Annotated in this window: 10 protein-coding genes; 8 read left to right on the forward strand and 2 right to left on the reverse strand. The window is 46.8% G+C overall.

The features are described from left to right. Positions 1 to 195 precede the first annotated feature (195 nt). The 8 genes from FEM33_RS13055 (at position 196) to FEM33_RS13090 (ending at position 14,331) form a co-directional block, all read left to right on the forward strand. Complete coding sequence (locus FEM33_RS13055) at positions 196 to 3,654, forward strand: SusC/RagA family TonB-linked outer membrane protein (protein WP_229214230.1); 3,459 nt, start codon at positions 196 to 198, stop codon at positions 3,652 to 3,654. Between the two features lie 19 nt (positions 3,655 to 3,673). Then, the gene (locus tag FEM33_RS13060; RefSeq protein WP_139012454.1) at positions 3,674 to 5,206 is read left to right on the forward strand and encodes a SusD/RagB family nutrient-binding outer membrane lipoprotein; all 1,533 of its coding nucleotides are present in this window, start codon (positions 3,674 to 3,676) and stop codon (positions 5,204 to 5,206) included. 52 nt (positions 5,207 to 5,258) lie between these two features. Beyond that, positions 5,259 to 6,191 carry an RraA family protein gene (locus FEM33_RS13065; protein WP_139012455.1) on the forward strand — a complete coding sequence of 311 codons (933 nt, stop codon included), beginning with the start codon at positions 5,259 to 5,261 and terminating at the stop codon, positions 6,189 to 6,191. A gap of 138 nt (positions 6,192 to 6,329) precedes the next feature. Then, a complete protein-coding gene (locus tag FEM33_RS13070) occupies positions 6,330 to 7,814 on the forward strand; it encodes a mandelate racemase/muconate lactonizing enzyme family protein (protein ID WP_139012456.1) in 1,485 nt (494 codons plus the stop codon). Between the two features lie 143 nt (positions 7,815 to 7,957). Next, complete coding sequence (locus FEM33_RS13075) at positions 7,958 to 10,231, forward strand: cation:proton antiporter (protein ID WP_139012457.1); 2,274 nt, start codon at positions 7,958 to 7,960, stop codon at positions 10,229 to 10,231. A 125-nt stretch (positions 10,232 to 10,356) separates the two neighbouring features. Then, entirely contained in the window at positions 10,357 to 11,004 is a 648-nt protein-coding gene (locus FEM33_RS13080) for a hypothetical protein (RefSeq protein ID WP_139012458.1), read from the forward strand. Positions 11,005 to 11,254: 250 nt separating this feature from the next. Further along, positions 11,255 to 13,687 carry an ABC transporter permease gene (locus FEM33_RS13085; protein ID WP_139012459.1) on the forward strand — a complete coding sequence of 811 codons (2,433 nt, stop codon included), beginning with the start codon at positions 11,255 to 11,257 and terminating at the stop codon, positions 13,685 to 13,687. Between the two features lie 161 nt (positions 13,688 to 13,848). Next, positions 13,849 to 14,331, forward strand: coding sequence for a ferritin-like domain-containing protein (locus tag FEM33_RS13090; protein ID WP_139012460.1), 483 nt, complete (start codon positions 13,849 to 13,851; stop codon positions 14,329 to 14,331). Positions 14,332 to 14,379: 48 nt separating this feature from the next. Here the strand turns inward: FEM33_RS13090 and FEM33_RS13095 are convergent, their stop codons facing one another. Further along, entirely contained in the window at positions 14,380 to 14,769 is a 390-nt protein-coding gene (locus FEM33_RS13095; RefSeq protein WP_229214231.1) for a MarR family winged helix-turn-helix transcriptional regulator, read from the reverse strand. A gap of 427 nt (positions 14,770 to 15,196) precedes the next feature. Further along, entirely contained in the window at positions 15,197 to 16,927 is a 1,731-nt protein-coding gene (locus FEM33_RS13100; protein WP_229214232.1) for a chloride channel protein, read from the reverse strand. Positions 16,928 to 16,942 lie beyond the last annotated feature (15 nt).

The raw sequence follows: 16,942 nt of genomic DNA on the forward strand, positions 1-16,942 counted from the left end.
ATCTTTCCCTTTTTAGAACCTTCAAATCATATTCATACTAAAACTGCTGCCTATGCCTGATAAAATCATTGCCGATCTGACTGTCCGGAAGATTTAATTTCTTCATACAGCAAACCTGCGCATCCGGCTTTCTGAACTTTCCGGAAGAGGAATTCTCAGCTTCTTTTTTAATCACTGTACCAAACCAGATTTCATATGAAAAAAAATCGACTATTGAACAGGCTGCACTGCAACGTCATGCGAATGTCATTATTTCAATTAATATTTATCTTAATTACAGCTGATTTTTCCAGGGCAGTTCCGGCGGGCACGCGGGACATTCTGAATCAGAAAATATCGATTCAGGTTAATAATCAGGAACTCAAAACCGTACTCGGCAAACTGAACAAGCTTACGCAGATTCATTTTACATACAGTTCGGCACTGATCCGTTCACAGAAAAAAGTCACGCTGCATGCCGTTGACAAACCTTTGTCCGATGTACTGGACGAGCTTTTCCGGCCGATCAACATCACTTACAAAATTGAAGGCAAACAGATTGTACTGCTGAAAAGCCTGCCGCAGCCCGAAAGTCATCTTCAGGAAATGATCCGTACGCAGGCAGGCATCGACCGCAATATCAGCGGAAAAGTGCTGGATGAAAAAGGGGTTCCGCTGCCGGGTGTCAGCATCGTTGTCAAAGGCTCCAAAACAGGAACTGCCACCAATACGGAAGGCGCATACCAGCTGAGCGTTCCCGATGCCGGCGGCGTGCTGATATTTTCCTACGTCGGCTATACACCCCAGGAAGTTGCTTTGGGAAACCAGTCCACTTACGACATTACCATGACACCGGATGTCCGGAACCTGGAAATGGTTGTGGTGACGGCTTTGGGAATCAAAAGAGACGCCAAAAAACTCGGCTACTCCACGGCTACGGTAAATACCGAGGAACTGACTACGAACCGGACTACGAATCTGGGAAACAGTCTTCAGGGAAAAGTGGCCGGACTGAACGTAACGCCACCGGCCAGCGGTCCCGGCGGCTCGACTAAAATCCGTATCCGTGGCCAGTCATCATTCGGCGGCAATAACTCTCCGCTTATTATTGTAAACGGCATTCCGATCAACAACAGCAGCGTTTCTGCAGGCGGATCAAACGGCAACGGAACGGGCAACCCGACAGGCGGTTCATCGGATGCGGGCGACGGACTTCAAAGTATCAATCAGGACGATATCGAATCCATGACCGTACTGAAAGGAGCAGCGGCAGCGGCACTTTACGGATTTCGTGCCAAAGACGGGGCCATCATCATCACGACAAAAAGCGGCAGCAAAACAACAGGGATCGGCGTAGAAGTAAATTCCAATTTTCAGGCACAGGAGGCACTGGACTATACCGATTTTCAGTACGAATACGGACAAGGAGAATTCGGCAAACGGCCCACGTCGGTAGCAGAAGCACAAAGTTCCGGGGTATTTGCCTTCGGTGAAAAAATGGACGGACAGCTCACGCCGCAGTTTGACGGAAGCATGAAGCCCTACTCTCCGCATAAAGACCGCATTAAAAATTTCTACAGAACGGGTACCAGTTTTACCAATTCCGTCGCATTATCCGGCGGAAACGAAAAAGGCAATTTCCGGCTTTCATTTGCCAATACGGACGCCAACGCGATCATGCCCAATTCTGATTACCATAAAAAAATCTTCAATCTGGGGCTGAATTACAAGTTTTCTGACAAGCTTTCCGCACAGCTGAATGCCAATTATTCCAACGAGTACAACAAGAACCCGCCGCAGATCGGGATTCAGGATATGAATGCGAATACGACCATTTATACCCTGGCGACCAGCATTGATACCGACTGGCTTAAAAACCGGAAAGATGCGAACGGCAATGAAATGCCGCTTGCCCGCTTTACCAACCGGAACAATCCGTACTGGGTTGCCTACGACCGCTTTGAAAATGTACGCCGCGACCGGATTTTCGGCAACACATCGCTGCGCTATGATTTCACCAACTGGCTGTTTGTTCAGGGCCGGATCGGTCAGGATTATTTTACCCGTCCGTACAATTACAACCGTCCGACCGGAACACGGTCCATCGGTGCGGTTGCCACGGGTTTTAATGGTTATTATTATCAGGATGTGGCGACATTCCGCGAGCGGAACCTCGACATTCTCATCGGTGCAAACCGCACTTTCGGTGACTTTGGCTTTGACCTTACATTGGGTGGGAACCAGATGCAGCAGATCAGCGATAATATGTCCACTGCTGTTACCAACTTTTATGTACGCGACCTTTACACCATTGCAAACGGCCAGATCAAAAACCCTAATTACGGGTATAGCAAGAAAAAGGTCAATTCCATCTACGGCGCGCTTGAATTGTCCTACAAAGGATTTCTGTTCATCAATGTCACCGGCAGAAATGACTGGTTTTCTACTTTGAACCCGAACTCCAACAGCTATTTATATCCGTCTGTCAGCGGAAGCTTTGTATTCAGTCAGGCGTTTCAGAATGTTCCGGAATGGCTGAATTACGGCAAGATCCGCGCTGCATATGCCGAAGTGGGCGGTGATACGGACCCTTATTCCGATAACCTGTATTACGGGATCAACGCCAACCCGTTTAACGGAACCGCTTTGGGCAACCTGCCTTCCACCATCAGTCCGAATGCAAACCTGCGGCCGCTGAAAGTGAAAGAAACCGAAATCGGTCTGGAATTCAAAACCTTTGACAGCCGCCTGAATCTGGACATGTCATTATACCGCAAAAATACGGTGGACGAAATCCTGAATGTCGATATTTCCAATGCATCGGGTTTCAGCCAGACCAAAGTCAATGTCGGCAAACTGCGGAATCAGGGCATCGAGTTTCTTTTGACGATTGTACCCGTAAGAACAGAGGGTTTTACATGGGAAACAAGTTTTAACGGAAGTTACAACATCAGCAAAGTACTTGAACTGGCAGCCGGCCAGCAGCGGTTCGACGTCGGTACGGGTGAATTTTTCGGGATTGTTTCGCATGAAGTCGGCAAGCCGCTTGCATCGCTGCGCGGCTTCGACTACAAACGGGATGCGCAGGGACGGATCATTACTTCCGGCGGACTTCCGTTGCAAGGTAGTCTGACTACGTTCGGGAGCGCCATTCCGAAATGGGTCGGCGCATGGGTCAATACGATCAATGTAAAAGGAATCCGTATCGGAACACAAATCGATTTCAAGGCCGGCAACAAGATTCTGTCCAACTCCAACCTCAACTTTCTCCGCGAAGGACTTTCCAAACCTTCACTCGTCGGACGCGAAGGCGGCGTATTGTTCGAAAGCGTAACGGCGGAAGGCTTGCCCAATACGCAGCATGTGGAAGCCGAGCAGTTTTACACATCCTACCGCAGTACAAACCTTGCTGCCCCGTTTGTTTATAACGGCGCCTTTGTACGCTGGAGAACGCTTTCGATTGGATATGACCTTTCCCGTTTTTTAAGAGAAAAAACATTTATCAAAGGACTGAGCATTTCGGCCATGTGCAACAACGTACTGCTGATCAAGAAATACATCGACAACCTTGATCCCGAAGCGCAGGTATCCGCATCAGACAATTTACAGGGCATAGAAACGCATACGCTTCCGACGACCAGAAGCTACGGCCTTAATCTTAACCTTAAATTATAAACCTCATTTCCAGATTTTTATGAAAAAGACTGTTTTATACTTTACACTTCTTGGCATACTGACATTCGCTGCATCGTGCGACAAAGGTTTTGAGGACGTCAACAAAAATCCCGTTCTTGCCACCAGCATTGATCCCGCTTATCTTTTTTCGAATGCACAGTTTGGATCGGCCATTGCCACGCAGCATTATCAGCTTCAGATCGTACAGCAGATCAATACGCCCTATACCGGCGTGCTGGAAGGCGGAAATCACAACACCGTTTCCGATCCGAACACCAATGCCAATTTCAATTCCCTGTACCTTCAGAACGGGCCGGTAAACCTGCTTACTACCGTTATCGCTCAAACGAAAGACAATGCGGCAAGAAGCAATCTCTATAACATGGCGCGTATCTGGAGAGCTTACGTTTTTATGGTTTTAGTGGACACTTACGGCGACGTTCCCTACTTTGAGGCCGGAAAGGCATTTTTGGAAGGAATCAATTTGCCTAAGTACGATGACCAGAAAGTAATTTATGACGATCTGTTAAAGGAACTGGAAGAAGGAACGAAAGGACTGGATGCATCAAAGGCGATTGAATCCGGCGATCTTTTTTACAAGGGAAATATCGCGCAATGGAAAAAACTGGGCAATTCCTTACTGCTCAGGGCTGCCATGCGGTTCACCAAGGTGGACACCGAAAAGGCAAAACGCTATGTAGCCAAAGCGGTAGATCCGGCGAACGGCGGGCTTTTGAGTTCAAACGCAGATAATGCTTATATCGCTTTTAACAGCACATTCAATCATCCTTTGGCTAATTACTTTCAAGGAACTGAAAGAGGAAACGTTTATCTCGGCAAAGCTTTTGTCGATTATCTGAAAACGACCAATGATCCAAGACTGCAGGTGATTTCCGTGCGATATGAAACGCCGGGCAACCCCATTGCCACCGCAGGAGCCGAAGATACAACCCGTGCCAGCCAGAACGGAATGCCTTACGGTTATAATGAATCCACCATCCTGAATGCCCCGGGTTTTCCGGGAAAAACGGGTTCCGCATTCAATTACTCGCAGATCAACAGGAAGACGCTTGGCAAAATTGATGCGCCGGAATTCTTTATAACCTATTCACAGACAGCGCTGTTGCTTGCCGATGCGGTGGTCAGAGGCTGGGCGACGGGCGATGCCAAACTGCTTTATGAAACCGGCGTAAAGGCGCATATGGACCAACTCGCGACTTACGACATTTCGGCAACGATCAGTACGGCAAAGCAAAATGCATATCTGGCCGCAAACCCGTATAACCCGCAGAAAGCACTGGAACAGATCAACACGCAATACTGGGTTTCTTCCTTTCTGAACGGCTCGGAAGCCTGGGCCAATTTCCGCCGGACCGGCTACCCTGTTTTGCCTGTAAACAATTATCCCGGCAAAGACCCGTCGGTAAAGGACTTCATCCGCAGGCTGGTTTATCCGGTAAGGGAAAGGTCCGTCAACGAAGCCAATTACCTGGAAGCCGTGGCAAGAATGGGCCCGGACGAACTGGGAACGCCTGTTTTCTGGGACAAATAAAATCATTGAAAAACAATAACCATTTTCTTTTTATACCCTTAATTTCTAGTTTATGTTAAAACAAAAATTGTTTACAGGAGCTTTTGTGCTTTGTGCCCTGGTTTCCGGCGCACAATCCATTTCTCCTTCCTCCGATCAGATCAAAGCTTACACATCCGCCTGGAAAGGAGAACGTTCCGCCGACGGACGCCCGAGAGTTTCCGACGCTATTCTGGCAAGACTGAAAAATATTTCTGTGGAAGAAGCCTGGGGCGTGCTGAGAAACAAAGGATATCAGAACCAGTTTGAAGGCGAATGGCAGCTCATTCATGATGACAGCGTGATGACAGGCCGCGTAGTGACCGCACAGTACGTTCCGCTTCGTCCGGACTTGCAGGATCTTGTAAAGGAAACCGGCAAAAAAGAAGGCAGGGTTCAAACCGGCGGTACCAATTCCTGGCCGATCGACGTGCTGAAAGAAGGGGACGTGTATGTTGCTGACGGTTATGGCAAAATCGCAGACGGAACCTTGATCGGCGATAATCTCGGAAACTCCATTTATGCCAAATCAAAGCGCGGCGTTATCTTTTACGGTTCCGTCCGCGATGTGGAAGGACTGAGTGAGATCAAAGGTTTCAATGCTTGGATAAAAGGACAGGACCCGTCTTACATTCAGCAGATGATGCTTACGAACATCAATACGCCTGTAAGGATCGGAAGAGCGATTGTACTGCCGGGCGACGTGGTGCTTGCCAAGAAATACGGGACTATTTTCATCCCAGCGCATCTGGTGGAAGAACTGGTGATCACATCCGAAGTGACTGCGCTCCGCGACGAATTCGGGCATCTTCGCCTGCGTGAAGGAAAATATACGCCCGGTGAAATAGACACGAAGTGGTCCGACGCCATCCAGAAAGACTTTCTGAACTGGGTTAACAATTATCCGGGTAAACTGCCGATGACTAAAAAGGAACTGGACGATTATCTGAAAGACAGGAATTACTGAAGAGTAAAAAGTGAGAGGTAAGATGTGAGGGTTGGCATTTAGCAATAACCACTTGCAAAACGTTTCACTTTTCACATAAAACATTTCACCTTTCACATTTCACCAAAGAAACATTTTACACCTTATAACAAATCACCAATGAAAAGCATTTTAAAAGAACTGATTGCCTCCAACAAGCAGATAGAAAAAGCAGATCAGGAAGCGCGTATCGCGGAAATCAACAATCCTGCCACCAGCGACAGCAGAAGAAACTTTTTAAGAAAAACCGCACTGGGCGGCATCGCACTGGGCGGACTGATGGGCATGTCTACTGAAGACACCATTGCGCAGGCTACTTCCAAAGTGAGCCGTGCATCAAAGCCTTCAGAATTGAAAATCACGGATCTGCGCTATTGCATTGTACAGAATGTAGGCCGTACGCCCATTATCCGGATTGATACAAATCAGGGAATTTACGGACTGGGTGAAGTGCGGGACGGCGCAGACGAACGCTATGCGCTGTCGCTGAAAAGCCATTTGCTCGGCCATAATCCCTGCAATGTGGAAATGCTTTTCAAATCCATCAAGCAGTTCGGATTTCACGGACGTCAGGCGGGAGGCGTTTGCGGCGTGGAAATGGCACTTTGGGACTTGTGCGGAAAAGCGTACGGCGTTCCGTGCTGGCAGCTGCTCGGCGGCCGTTACCGCGACAAGGTAAGGCTTTATGCCGATACACCGGAATCCGATGACCTGAACGAGTTTAAACAAAAAATCAAATACCGTACGGTGGATCAGGGTTACACCTGGCTGAAAATGGATGTTTCCATCGGTATGCTTAAAAACCTGGAAAATGGCGTGGTAAACAACAAATTCTGGGGCGGCGGGTTTTCACAATGGACAGGTGATTACTATTCGTATGCCAATACACGTCATCCGTTCACAGGAATCCAGATTACGGAAAAAGGACTTGCCGAAATGGCGCGCGTCGTGGATGACGTACGCAGTGTGATCGGTTATGAAATTCCCTTGTCTACGGACCACTACGGCCATTTTGATATGAACAATGGAATAAGATTGGGAAAAGCACTTGAAAAATACCGTCTGGCGTGGCTTGAAGACATGGTTCCATGGGAATATACGGATCAGTGGCGAACCATTTCGGATGCCCTCGAAACCCCGACCCTGACCGGCGAGGATATTTACCTGAAAGAAGGATTTAAGACATTGATTGACAAACGTGCAATTGACATCATCCATCCGGACCTTGCTTCTTCCGGCGGATTGCTGGAAACCAAACGCATCGGGGATTATGCGGAAGACAACGGAATTGCCATGGCCATGCACTTTGCAGGAACGCCGGTAAGCTTTATGGCCAATGTACATTGTGCCGCTGCAACGCAGAACTTCCTTGCGCTGGAACACCATTCGGTGGACGTTCCATGGTGGGAAAGCCTGGTTAAAACAACCGACGGGCGCAAACTGATCGACAAAGGATTTGCTACCGTTCCGCTGGACGCGCCGGGACTGGGAATTGAACTTAATGAAGAAGAGGTTAAGAAACACTTGAACGCCAAAGACAAGAGCTTCTTCGCTCCTACCCCGGACTGGAACGACATCCGTTCGCACGACCGTCTCTGGAGTTGATTCCGTTTCGGCAATCCTTTTCAGGGCTGAATGGCTAATTGTTAACAAACCATTACCATTCAGCCCTGAATGCTTTAAAACAGCCCCTGAATTGGCAAATCTTCGATATTTTGGTATTTTGCGCGGAACAATACCTCTATATAATGAAGAACTTCCGCAATCTTTTTTTCTATACGGTTACTATCGCGGCCTTTTCTGCATTGCTTTACTTCTTTATCCAGCAGGGCCAGTCTCTTGAAAATGCTTCCCGGATCAATCACAACAGTGCAGGCGACTCGTCGGCGTGGAAGCAGTTTACGGAAACTTTTCAGCACAATGTAACACACCCGCTTGCCATACTGCTTCTTCAGATTATAACGATCATCATGGTAGCCCGTTTTCTTGGCTGGGTTTGTAAATCCATTGGTCAGCCGTCCGTGATTGGTGAAATTGCAGCCGGCATTTTGCTTGGCCCGTCGCTGACGGGCATGTATTTTCCTGAATTTTCAAGTTTTATGTTTCCGGCACAGTCGCTCGGAAACCTTCAGTTCCTGAGCCAGATCGGGTTGATCCTTTTCATGTTCATTATTGGCATGGAGCTTGATCTTAAAGTACTTAAGACCAAAGCATCGGAAGCCATTGTCATCAGTCATGCCAGCATCATCCTGCCCTTTGCGCTGGGTGTCGGCCTGGCCTTATACATTTACAGGCAATTCGCTCCGGACGGCATCAGCTTTCTGTCCTTTGCGCTGTTTATAGGCATCGCATTGAGCATCACCGCTTTTCCGGTACTGGCACGCATTGTTCAGGAAAGAGGACTGTCAAAAACAAAGCTCGGAACCATGGTCATTACGTGTGCGGCTACGGATGATATTACGGCCTGGTGCATCCTTGCTGCGGTAATCGCCATTGTCAAGGCGGGTTCCATTATCAGCTCGGTTTTTACCATTTTGCTGGCGGCCGCATACGTCCTGTTCATGCTGAAAGTCCTTAAACCCGTTCTGCACCGGATCGGGAACCATTATTCGTACAAAGAAGGAATGACAAAACCCATCGTAGCGTTTTTCTTCCTAACCCTTTTATTGTCATCTTATTGCACCGAAGTGATCGGCATTCACGCGCTTTTCGGCGCATTTATGGCGGGTGTTGTCATGCCTTCCAATCAGCGTTTCAGGAATATTTTCATTGAAAAAGTGGAAGACGTTTCCATGGTGCTTTTGCTGCCGCTGTTTTTCGTATTTACAGGCCTACGGACACAGATCGGACTGCTGAACGACCTTTATTTATGGCAGGTTACGGGACTGATCATTGCTGCGGCGGTTACCGGAAAATTTGCAGGCAGCGCCATTGCTGCCAAATTTGTAAAGCAATCCTGGCGTGACAGTCTGATCATCGGCTCACTGATGAACACGCGCGGTTTAATGGAGCTTGTGGTGCTAAATATCGGCTACGATATCGGCGTTTTATCGCCGGAAATTTTTGCCATGATGGTCATTATGGCGCTGGTCACCACTTGTATGACCGGACCTGCGCTTGACCTGATCGACAAATTCATGCCGCAGAAAAAGTGGGACGATCTGCAGGAAGCGGCTTTGCCGTCCCGATTTTCCGTTTTGATTGCCTTTGCAAGTCCGCAGAGCGGCCGTAAAATGCTGAGGCTTGCCAATAAACTGATCCAGAAAAATACCTCCCAGCAGCAGATTACCGCTTTACATCTTACTCCCAGCAGTTACCTGAATCAGGTCAACACCGAAGAGTATCAGTTTGAGACATTCCGGCCGGTTACCGAAGAAGCCAGAACGCTCGATATGCCGTTTGTTTCCCTTTTCAAACCTTCGCAGAATATTGTTCACGACATTATAGAAACGGCCAACAACGGAGAATACGACATGCTGCTGATCGGCATAGGACATACTGTTTTCGAAGGAACTTTCCTCGGCAGGATCCTTGGGTTTACTTCCAAAATCATCAGTCGCAACAGGCTGTTTGATACGCTGACCGGAAAAGAAAAACTGTTTCATGCCGACATTTTTGACGAACGTACCACGCATCTCATCAAATCCGTGAAGGTTCCGCTTGGAATTTTTATTGAAAAAAACCTGGAAAAAGTAGAGCATGTTTTCCTTCCTGTTTTTTCAGCCAACGACCTTTTTTTACTTGAATTTGCGTCCAGGTTACTGGCCAAGGATCCTATCAGGCTGACTATTATGAACCCGGCCGAAATCCCGGATTCAGATTCGGAAATACGGAACGCGCTGGCTGCCGTGCAGCAGATGGATCCCGGGAAAATTACTTTACATACGACTACGGCGCTGGAAAAGGATTTTCTAAATCAGAAGGATTTGATGATCATCAGTCTGAACAGCTGGAAAAAAGCCGTGGAGTCGCATAGTATATGGCTGTCGCATTCACCGTCCGTTTTAATCCTGCGCAGTTGATATCTTGCCGGATAATCATTCCGATTACCTTAGGATAAACCGATAAGCCGGATCAACTTATTCTGCTTACATTGCCGGCCGCATAGACCTATTTATGCGCCAAACACTACACACCCGCTCCTTGAATGCAGTTTATTATCAAATTATACCTTGCATTAGGGCTTGCCGCCATGCTTTCGCCAAATGCATTTTCACAGATTTCAACCGATTCCATTGCGGGCGAATATCATCTGCAGGATGTAATGGAAACCGCATCGGCCGTATTACTGAAGCCCGACAGTACATTTGAACTATTTTTCTCCTACGGATCGGTTGACAGAAAGGGAAGCGGAAAATGGCAGTTTGATAAAGGAAAAATCATCCTCAACAGCAGCCCAAAGCCGTATGCTGACCTCAAACTGGTTTCCAGCAAGGCAAAATCCGGGGAATATACAACGGTTCGAATCCGGCATCCAAACAAACAGATTTTACCGTATTTTGAAGTTTTGGCCAAAAGTCCTGATGGCGATCAATTTGGTAAAATGGATGCAAAAGGATACGTCAAATTACCGAAAGTTAAAGCCGGCAACCTGGAAGTATTTTTCAGCTTCACACCGGAACGATACTCGGCATTTCAGGTCAATCCGGAAGATAATTACTTCGTATTTCAGGTGGAACCCTGGATTATGGAGATATTTGTAAAGGATATGGCCCTGACGGTTCATGAAAACGGGTTGGTTGGGAGCCACCCGCTTTTACGCGGAAACTCCCTTTTTTACAGAAAGGTAAATTAAGCTGTTACAAGCAATTTTCCTTTCAACATTTCACTTTTCACCATACACACAACTGGAAAATTCCGGTCAAATCCGTACGTTACTGTCCGAATCCGAACGCCAAATAACATCTTACCAGAAACAACTAGCTATTGTTCAGGAATTTAGCATTCAGGTATGTATTTTATACAAAGAACTATGTAATACCTTGTACATATCGTTTAGCTATGAAAATTTTTGTCATAAGGTTCAGTCATAAACTTCTTTTATCATGCTGAAAAACTACTTTAAGGTTGCCTGGCGGAACCTTGTCCGGAATCGTACTTTCTCGGTAATCAACATTGCAGGTTTTGCGATCGGGCTGGCTTCCTGCATGCTCATCAGTCTGTATGTGCTTGACGAACTGAGCTTTGACCGTTTCAATACCAAAGCAAACCGCATTGTGCGGGTCGTTTTCAGTGGTGTTATACAGGGTGGAAAGATGCACGAAGCGCATGTAATGCCGCCGACTGCCGCGGCACTCAAAGCCGATTATCCCGAAGTGCTGGAAGCTACACGCATTCGTCAGGGCGGCGAACCGGTTATTCAGATAGGACAAAAACTTTTTACAAACGACAGGCTGGCCTTTGTAGATTCCAATTTCCTTGCCGTTTTTACGCTGCCATTGCTGCAGGGAAATCCCGGCACAGCCTTGACCGAGCCCAATTCTGTTGTGATTTCGAAAACAATGGCCGAAAAATATTTTGGAAACAAGGATGCGCTGGGAAAAGAACTGCATCTGAAAGACTGGAAAACCATTTACAAGGTTACCGGCGTGATGGAAGAAATTCCGGCCAACTCCCATTTTCATTTTGACCTGCTTGCCTCCATGTCCACGTATAAAGACGCCAGTTCGCCGTCCTGGATGGTTTCAGAATTTTTTACTTATCTCCTTTTGCCTGAGGGTTATGACTACAAAAAGCTTGAAGCAAAACTTCCGCAGACTGTTCAGAAATACATGGCTCCGCAGATTAAACAGGGATTGGGCGTAAGTCTGGAAGAGTTCCGGAAAAGCGGAAACGATGTCGCCCTGCATTTGCAGCCGCTTACGGATATTCACTTGCATTCGGATTTTCAGTACGATCTCGGAAGCAACGGTGAACTGCGGTATGTGTATATTTTCGGTGCCATCGCAGTTATCATGCTGCTCATTGCCTGTATCAACTTTATGAATCTTTCTACAGCCGGTTCTTCCAGACGTGCGCGTGAAGTGGGTGTGAGAAAAGTGATGGGTTCCGCCAGATATGAACTGATCTGGCAATTTCTCACGGAATCCCTCCTGCTGACATCCATTGCTTTGATAATGGCTTCGGTCATTTGTGCGGCAGCCTTGCCAATGTTCAATCTGCTGTCCGGAAAAAACCTTGTTTTGCATTGGAATTTTGTTCTGGAACTGGTTCCCGCACTGCTGACTTTCGGTTTGTCTGTAGGCGTACTTGCAGGCAGTTACCCGGCCTTTTTCCTTTCATCGTTCAAGCCGGTAGCCGTTCTGAAAGGCGGATCAGCATCTGTCAGGCCTGGCTCTTCAAACCGGAATGCCGGGTTAAGAAGCGGGCTGGTCGTTTTCCAGTTTTTTATTTCCATTACTTTGATAATAGGCACAACTGTCGTTTATCAGCAACTGAAATTCATTCAGCATAAAAAGCTGGGTTACGATAAAAATCAGGTTCTGGTGATCCCGGCATGGGCATTGGGGAAAAACTGGGAAGCGTTCCGGAATGAAACGGAGCGCAACGCAAACGTTCAGAAGATCAGTCTTTCCAGCTATGTTCCCGCCGGTCCTTCCAACAATAACAACTTCATGCTTACACCGGAAAATAATCCCGCACAGTTTCTGAAAACACTCCGTTACGAAGTGGATTACAATTATGTGGACGTGTTGGGAATGGAAATGGCCGCAGGCAGGAATTTTTCCAAAGCATACGGTACAGATTCTACGGCTATTATTATCAATGAAACTGCTGCCAAAAACTTCGGCTGGAAAACCGATGCGCTCAATAAAACCGTTTTGCACCGAAACAATGAAGGAAAACAGCAAACTTACCGGATTATAGGCGTTGTAAAGGACTTTCATTTCCGGTCGATGCACGAACGCATTGCGCCGCTTGTCATGACCTTGAATACCGGCGGAGGTTCCATGATTATCAAAACCCGGACTTCGGAAGTATCCGGTTTGCTCGCAGGCATGCAGAAAAACTGGGAAAGTTTCAAACCGGATCTGCCCTTTACGTATTGGTTTCTGGACGACAGCTATAACGAAATTTACAGGACCGAACAAAAAACCGGCCGGATTCTGGGCATTTTTGCAGCGCTGACCATCCTTGTTGCCTGCCTCGGATTATACGGACTTGCTACGTTTACTGCCGAGCAACGCAAAAAGGAAATCGGGGTTCGAAAGGTGCTTGGCGCTTCGGTAAGCGGAATTGTTGCACTGCTTTCAAGGGATTTCCTGAAACTGGTTGCTGTTGCCATTGTTCTTGCAATGCCTGCGGCCGGCTGGATGATGACCAGATGGCTTCAGGAATTTGCTTACAGGATTGAAATCTCATGGTGGATGTTTGCCCTTGCCGGATTGCTTTCCATTGCGGTTGCCTTGTTCACCGTTTCGTTTCAGTCGGTAAAAGCAGCCATGATGAACCCTGTCAGATCACTCCGATCGGAATAATCACGGGTAATAATTTCAAACTTACCATTCAGAATGTACGGTTCGGATTACCGCAGGTACCGGTTTTTATAAAGCATGATTTTTACATCCGCAAAATGCTTTGCTGATCATACTGGAACAATTATTTATGTAATCAGCATATCACTAAATTGAAATTTGCCATGGCATATGATTCAGCAGTTATAGACGTTTTGAACGATCTGATACTTATAAATAACGACCGCGTTGCCGGTTATGAAAAAGCATACGACGAAACAAAAGAAATTGAAACCGACTTGCGTGCATTGTTCAAGGGTCTCGCTTCCAACAGCAGGGATTTCGCAAGTGACCTGAAAGCCGAAGTTACAAAGCTGGGCGGCGAGCCGGAATCCGGAACAATGGTTTCAGGAAAAATTTACAGGGCATGGATGGATATCCGTTCCGTTTTTACAAATGATAACAGAAGAGCTGTTCTTGAAAATGCCGAAACCGGCGAAGATGCAGCCAAAAAAGCATATGAAGAAGCACTGCAGTCTGACCAGCTTCCGGCTGATATACGGCAAATGGTCGTTAACCAGCAAACGTCCATTCTGGCTGCTCACGAGTTGATCAAAAAAGAAAGAGACAGACAAAGGAACATTTCACATTTTCCTTTGACGAACTAAAAAAAGCCGGATTAATCCGGCTTTTTTTAGTTAATGACATAAGTTTATTTACTGAATGCTTCCGCCAAGTTCCACGATCATTTTTGAAATTTCATCCAGCTTTTTGTTTTTAACAGCACTCATCAGCTGATCGGCAGTGGATTCTGCCGTGTTCACCGCTTCTGCAAGCACCCGCTTTCCGGCATTTGCAAGCTTCACATACGATACTCTTGCATCGCGGCTATTGGCCTCACGTTTTACCATACCTAATTTTTCCAGCGGCGTCAGCATACGCGTAATTCCTGAGGCGGTTAATCCTATCTTTTCAGCAAGATCAATCCGCCTCATTTTCTCATCTGGCGCAGTGCTCAGGTGAAACAAAATCATGAATTCATTGAGGTTAATGCCATGACTTCCCAGACGTGCATCAAAGCGTTTGGCAGCCAGGGTCTGTACCATTGTAAGATTAAGAAACAGTTTTAAAGATTGCGATAAATCCGACATTACAATAATAATTACTTTATTAATAATTGACATATACTTGATAACTCAAATATATTACAAATAAAATACTTTGCAAGCAGCTGTATTGCAGTATTTTTCAACCTTACTTTCCAAAAAACTTAATGCATTGATTCCGAAGTACATTGCAGACTTTGTAAAGCAAAGAGTAAAAGGTTGTATGCGAAAAGGGAAATGCTGAATTGCGACGCGGGGAACATAGAATGTGAAATGGTGAAAGGCAGAATGTAAAATGTAAGATGTAAAGGATGCAAAAAGTAAAGTTTTTAACGTGCGAATGCTTTTCCAGTCAGATCGCTTTCTACCTTTTACTTATTACATTTTACTTTGTACATTTTACTTTGTACATGACACGATTTTCCAGCTATCCGGAATGTGCCCGAAGTAACTGACGATAGCTGTTCAGTACGCCTGATTTGGAAATAAAGCCGACGAACTCTCCGGTGGTTTTGACAACCGGCAGGTTCCATGCACCGGTTTCATCAAATTTTTTCACCACGCTCACAACGCTGTCAAAATCGCTGATGACTACGGACGGTTCTTTCATGAGATTGGAAACCGTGAGCAGATCGTACACGGAAGGATTAAACAATAATGGCCGAATGTCGTCCAGAGAAATGATGCCGACCAGTTTTTTATTTCCGTCCGTCACAGCAATCATATTCCGCTTGCCCGTTCTCACCAGTTCTGCCAGTTCTTCCTGCGTTGCATGTACGCTGACCGTCTGTACATCTTTGTCGATCAGATCCAGGATATGCAGCAGGGACAAAAGATTGCGGTCATGTTCTTTTGTAAATATTTTCCCCTGCTCGGCCAGTTTTCTGAGGTCAGGGGAAATGGGCGAAAACCATTTGGCAATTAAAAATGAAATGACAGAAACAATCATCAGCGGAATGAACAAATCATATCCGGAAGTCGATTCTGCGATCAGAAAAATGGCGGTCAGCGGAGCGTAAAGTACGCCGCTCATGACGCCCGCCATTCCGACAATAACCAAATTATTGACAGGAACATTGGTAATCCCGGCCTGAACACAAAGCAACGCAAAAACATAACCGAGCGATCCGCCCGCAAAAAGCGAAGGCGCAAAGTTGCCGCCGTTGCCGCCGCTGAAAATCGTGATGGATGCAGAAAAAGCTTTCAGCAGGCAGATGAGTGCGACGAATACGATCACTACCCACTCGCGGTAACCGATAAACCTGAAAAAACTGTTTTCGATCACATGCTGCATCTGCCCGTTTGTAATGGCCTTGATCGTATCGTAACCTTCACCGAACAAAGGCGGGTACAACACGCAGAGTACGGAAAGTATTGCGCCGCCGAGCATGGCTCTCTGAATCCTTGTAATTTTCAGGCCGTGAAAAAACTCGTCGATGTACTTGGCGATCAGTACAAAATAACGTGCATACAATCCGCAGAAAATTCCCAGAAAAAGGTAAAAAGGAATATTATGATAATCGAACGGATTCCGGCTTTTGAACTGAAACAAAACTTCCTCCTGCAAAAGAACCTTGGAAATCAGACTGCCGCAAACTGCCGAAACAACCAGCGGAATGAAATCTGAAAATACAACGCCGGTCAGCAGTATTTCAAAGGCAAACATCATTCCCGCAATCGGCGCGTTGAAGGCAGAAGCGATGCCCGCCGTTGCGCCTGCAGCCAGCAGCAACGTTCGTTCGCGGTAATCCAGTTTGTAAGTCTGGGCAAAGTTGGAACCAATGGCCGCGCCAGTTACAGCAATCGGGCTTTCCAACCCCGCCGAACCGCCAAGTCCGACCGTAATTGCACTCTGCACAATCTGGGAATACATTTTAACGGAAGATACCACGCTGGAATTCTGCGCAATTTCGTAGAGAATAAGCGCGATCCCCTTTTTATCCTGCCCTTTGAAAAACAGTATAACCACAAGCGTAGTGATCAGAATGCCAAGGAACGGGAAAAGGATGTAAAAGAAAACCTGTTCCTCGAAATGGACTTTGTTGGCAATTACATAGTGAATATAATGGACAAGCGATTTCAGGACAACGCCGGCAAACCCGCAGGTGACACCAACCAGAATACCCGACAATATCAGAAACTGAGATCTAGTAAGCATGCTTTTCAGCCACAG

It is taken from the genome of Dyadobacter flavalbus, assembly GCF_006149045.1.
GTDB lineage: Bacteria > Bacteroidota > Bacteroidia > Cytophagales > Spirosomataceae > Dyadobacter > Dyadobacter flavalbus.